At 67.5% G+C, this 5,153-nt stretch carries 3 protein-coding genes; all 3 read left to right on the top strand.

The window, feature by feature from the left end:
- Positions 1–643: HAD family hydrolase (locus F6S12_RS29585; RefSeq protein WP_315869676.1), on the top strand; the 643-nt coding region annotated here is incomplete at its 5' end.
- A gap of 89 nt (positions 644–732) precedes the next feature.
- Complete coding sequence (locus tag F6S12_RS29580) at positions 733–2,319, top strand: arylsulfatase (protein ID WP_011061132.1); 1,587 nt, start codon at positions 733–735, stop codon at positions 2,317–2,319.
- Between the two features lie 167 nt (positions 2,320–2,486).
- Positions 2,487–4,994 (top strand): fused MFS/spermidine synthase, encoded by a 2,508-nt coding sequence (locus F6S12_RS29575; RefSeq protein WP_315869675.1) that lies wholly within the window; start codon positions 2,487–2,489, stop codon positions 4,992–4,994.
- Positions 4,995–5,153 lie beyond the last annotated feature (159 nt).

Here is a 5,153-nt window from a genome sequence, read left to right as displayed (position 1 = left end):
GCAGATCATCGGCGCCACCCATACCGGCATCAGCAGCGAAGCCTTTATCGACAATGCCCGGCGCTGGCTGGCCGAGGCCCGCCACCCGAAGACCGGGCGGCCGTTCAACCAGATGATCTACCAGCCCATGCTGGAAATGCTCGACTACCTGCGCAGCCAGGATTTCAAGACCTACATCGTCTCCGGCGGCGACACCGCCTTCATGCGCGCCTTCGCCGAAAGCGCCTACGGCATCCCGCCGGAACAGGTGATCGGCAGCAACTTCGTCACCCAGTGGCAGTTCCAGGACGGCCAGCCGTCGATCCTGCGCACCGCCAAGCTGGCCCACAACGACGACGGCCCGGGCAAGCCGGAAAGCATCGACGGGATCATCGGCCGGCGCCCGCTGCTGGCCTTCGGCAACTCCGACGGCGACCTGCAGATGCTGCAGTGGACCGCCGCCGGCAGTGGCAAGCGGTTCATGGCCCTGGTGCACCACACCGACGCAGCGCGCGAGTGGGCCTACGACCGCAAGTCCCAGGTCGGGCGCCTGGACCAGGCCCTGGATCAAGCACAGCAGCACGGCTGGACGCTGGTGGACATGGCCGCCGAATGGCGGCGGATCTACCCCTTCGAGCCCCTGGCACCCGAGCAAGCGCAATGACCACAGGAGAAGCAACAACAGACGCAAGGCAGGACAGCACTCAACGTGGCTCGCCCCAGGCGAGCGAACCCGAAAAAGGAGCAAGTCAGATGACTCGCATACGCAAGTGGCTACCCAAGGCCGCCCTGGTGGCGACCGCGGTGATGGCGTTCTCGGCAACTGCCGGGGCGGCAGAGAAACCCAATATCCTGGTGATCTTCGGCGACGATATCGGCCAGACCAATATCAGCGCCTATTCCATGGGCGTGGTCGGCTACAAGACACCGAACATCGACCGCATCGCCAAGGAAGGCATGCTGTTCACCGACTACTACGCGGAGAACAGCTGCACCGCCGGGCGCTCTTCCTTTATTACCGGGCAGACGCCGCTGCGCACCGGGCTGTCCAAGGTGGGCATCCCCGGGGCCCCGGTGGGCCTGCAAAAACGCGACATCACCATCGCCCAGGCGCTGAAGTCCCAGGGCTACGCCACCGGCCAGTTCGGCAAGAACCACCTGGGCGACCGGGATGAGTACCTGCCCACCGCCCACGGTTTCGACGAGTTCTTCGGCAACCTCTACCACCTCAACGCCGAAGAGGAGCCCGAGCGCCCCTACTGGCCCAAGGACGACCCGGACTTCGTCAAGGCCAACTCGCCACGCGGGGTGATCCACAGTTTTGCCGACGGCAAGATCGAGGACACCGGCGCCCTGACCAAGAAACGCATGGAGACCATCGACGACGAAACCACCGCCGCCGCCCAGGCCTTCATCGAGAAGCAGGCCAAGGCCGACAAGCCGTTCTTCGTCTGGATGAACACCACGCGCATGCACGTGTTCACCCATGTGCGCGAGTCCATGGCGGGCCAGAGCGGCATGCCCGGCAACGAATACGCCGACGGCATGGTCGAGCACGACAACGATGTGGGCAAACTGCTCAAGACCCTCGACGACCTGAAGATTGCCGACAACACCATCGTCGTCTACACCACCGACAACGGGCCCAACCAGTTCTCCTGGCCGGATGCAGCGACCACGCCATTTCGCAACGAGAAGAACTCCAACTGGGAAGGCGCCTACCGGGTGCCGGCGATGGTTCGCTGGCCGGGCAAGGTCAAGGCCGGGGAAGTCTCCAACGAGATGTTCTCGGGGCTCGACTGGTTCCCCACCCTGCTGGCGGCGGCCGGCGACAGCGGGGTCAAGGACAAGCTGCTCAAGGGCTGGGCCCCCACCACTGGTGGCGCCAGCTTCAAGGTGCACCTGGACGGCTTCAACCAGTTGCCCTACCTGACCGGCCAGCAGCCCAAGGGGGAACGCCACGAGTTCTACTACTTCAACGATGACGGGGTGCTGGTGTCGATGCGCTTCGACAACTGGAAAGTGGTGTTCTGCGAGCAGCGCCAGCCCGGCGGGTTCAGGGTCTGGAGCGAGCCGTTCGTATGCCTGCGGGTGCCGAAGATCCTCAACTTGCGGATGGACCCCTACGAGCGGGCGGACGTGGTGTCCGACCAGTTCTATGACTGGAACACCAAGAACGTCTACCTGGCCGGAGTGGCGGTGACCAAGTCGGCGAAGTTCCTCGAGACCTTCATCGAATACCCACCGAGCCAGAAACCGGCGAGCTTCAGCATCGACCAGATCCGCGCCGCGGTGGATGCCAAGATCGCCGAGAAAATGAAGGCTCAACCGGCCCAATGACCCGACGCCGCCCGGCCCACCGGGCGGCCTCTCCCCCCACACAGCAGGCGTCGGCTTGCCGACGAAGACGTCCGCCAGTCTTGTACTACGCTTGAGTCCGCATTCGCCGGGACTCCGGCACCTGCCCATCCGTAGGGCATTTCGATTTCTGCATAAGGCCATGGAACATGAGTTCTCCCCTCTCGCGGCCACACCTTGCCAGCCACAGCCTCGATACCCGCGCGCAGTGGTTTCCGGCACTGCTGTTATTTGTCTCCGGCGCTGCGGCGCTGATCTTCCAGGTGCTGTGGATCAAGCAACTGTCCCTGGTGGTGGGGGTCGAGGTCTATGCCATCACCACTGGTGTCAGCGCCTTCTTCGCCGGGCTGGCCCTTGGCGGCTGGCTGTTCGGCCGCCTGGCCGACCGGGTGGCCAATCCCTGGCGCCTGTACGCGCTGCTGGAATTGCTGGTGGCGCTGACGGCCGTGGGCGCGACCCTGGCCCTGGCCGGCGCCGCCGCACCCTTCGCTGAACTGGCCCTGCACCTGGGCCTGCTGGCCTGGGGCCTGCCACTGCTGCTGGTGGGCGCCCCGGCGGTGCTGATGGGCGGCACCCTGCCGGTGCTGGTGCGAGCCCTGGCGGCCGACCCGGGGCAACTGGGCCGCGCCGGTGGCAGGCTGTACGCAGCCAACACCGCCGGGGCAATTGCCGGCACCCTGCTCAGCGCCTTTGTGCTGATTGCCACCCTCGGCGTGCGCGGCAGCGCCCTGGCCGCCGCGCTGCTGAACCTGCTGGCGGCCCTCGGTGCCCTGGCCCTGCAACAACAGCAGGCCCTGCCCGCCAGCGCGCCGGCAAAGCAGGCCCGCAACCCGCGGCCGGCACGCCTGGCCCTGCTGCTGTACAGCCTCGCCGGCGGCGTGGCCCTGGGCTACGAGGTGGTCTGGTCGCAGTCCATCGTGCCGTTCATGAGCACCCGCACCTACGCCTTTGCCGTAGTCCTGGCCACCTACCTGGGCGGGCTGTTCCTGGGCAGTAGCCTGATGGCCCCGCGGGCCGACCGGGTACGTGACCCCTGGGGCCTGTTCGGCCTGCTGATTGCCGGTGCCGGGCTGCTGGCCCTGCTGGAAATGGCGCTGCTGGGGCGCTGGCTGATCCTCGCCCAGACCCAGGTCGAAGCCCTCATCCTCAGCCTGGGGGGCAGCCCGCTGCTGGGCATGAGCGGGCGCTTTGCCGTGGCCGCGCTGTGCATCGTGTTCGTGCCCACCCTGCTGCTGGGGGCGGCCTTCCCCCTGGCCCTGCGCCTGTGCTGTGACGGCCGCGCAGTGGGCCGCGACGTTGGCGCCGTGCTGGCCTGCAACACCCTGGGCGGGATCATTGGCGTGGCCCTGTGCGGCTTCGTGCTGATCCCCTGGCTGGGGCTGGTGCGCACCCTGGGGCTGCTGGCGCTGATCGCAGCGCTGGTGGGCCTGCTTGCCGTGCGCCAGGGCCCCGGGGTGAACAAGGGCCGGCGCCAGGGGGTGGTTGCCCTGGGGCTGCTGTCCCTGGCCGTGGCCCTGCTGACCCCGCCCCAGCGCCTGGCGCAACTCCTGCCCGGGGCCCGCCACGCCGAACTGAGTTTCTACCAGGAAGGCCGCGGCGCCACGGTGGCGGTGGTGACCCAGGGCCAGCCCGAGCGGCGCTTCCATCGCCTGTATATCCAGGGCGTGTCGAACACCGGCGATGCCATGCCGTCACTGCGCTACATGCGCATCCAGGCCCTGCTGCCGCTGCTGATCCACAACGGCGAGCCGCGCTCGGCGCTGGTGATCGGCTTCGGCACCGGGATCACCGCCGGGGCCCTGCTGCGCTACCCGGGGCTGGAACAGCGGGTGGTGGCGGAATTGCTACCGGCGGTACTGGACGCCGCACCGCTGTTCCAGGGCAACTTCAATGCCGCCAGCGACCCGGGCATTCAGATCCGCCTGCAGGACGGGCGCCAGGAACTGCTGCGCAGCCCGCAGAACTATGACCTGATCACCCTGGAACCGCCGCCGCCCTCCGCTGCCGGGGTGGTCAACCTGTACTCCCGGGACTTCTACCAACTGGCCGCGCGGCGCCTCAACACCCAGGGCCTGGTGGCCCAGTGGCTGCCCCTGCCGACCCAGAACACCGAAGACTCCCGCGCCCTGGTGCAGAGCTTCCTCGAGGTCTTCCCCTACGCCACCCTGTGGACCAGCGAGTTCCACGAGATGCTGCTGGTGGGTTCCCCGGACCCCATCGAGCTGGACGCGGCCAGGATCGAGCGGCGCTTTGCCCAGGACAGCGTGCGCAGCGCCCTGGGGGAAGTCGGGGTCAATTCCGCCCAGGCGCTGCTGGCCACCTGGGTCAGCGACCGCGACGGCCTGCAGCGCTTTGCCGGCGATGCCCCGGCGGTCACCGATGACCGGCCGCGCATCGAGTACGCACCCTGGGTGCGGCCACGGGAGATCAACCGGGTTCTGCCGGAGCTGCTGAACCTGCGCCATCCACCGGTGCTGGTGAATGTCAGCCCCGAGTTTCGCCAGCGCATGAACCAGGAAAGCCGCAACCTGATGCAGTTCTACCGCGCAAGCCTGCACGCCTATGAGGGCGACCGCGAAGCCTGGGCCCGGGAGATCCGCGAACTGCTCCAGGTCGATGGCGGCAACCCCTACTACCGCTGGTTCGTCGGCCAGTGAGCTGAAGCGCCCATCCCGGGCCGTTGCATGCGGCCTGGGACTTTTTTTCAGGAAACCGGTAGGGTGCGCAGTTTCAGCGCGCCACTGCCCGGGCGCGGCGGTCTTTCATGGAGTCGTACCGCCCAATGAGTTGCTGGACCCTGCTCGGCCTGCCGGCCA

Source organism: Pseudomonas sp. JV245A, assembly GCF_032424515.1.
Lineage (GTDB): Bacteria > Pseudomonadota > Gammaproteobacteria > Pseudomonadales > Pseudomonadaceae > Aquipseudomonas > Aquipseudomonas protegens.
Note: the sequence above shows the minus strand (reverse complement) of the source record. Positions and strands in the feature narration are given on the sequence as shown.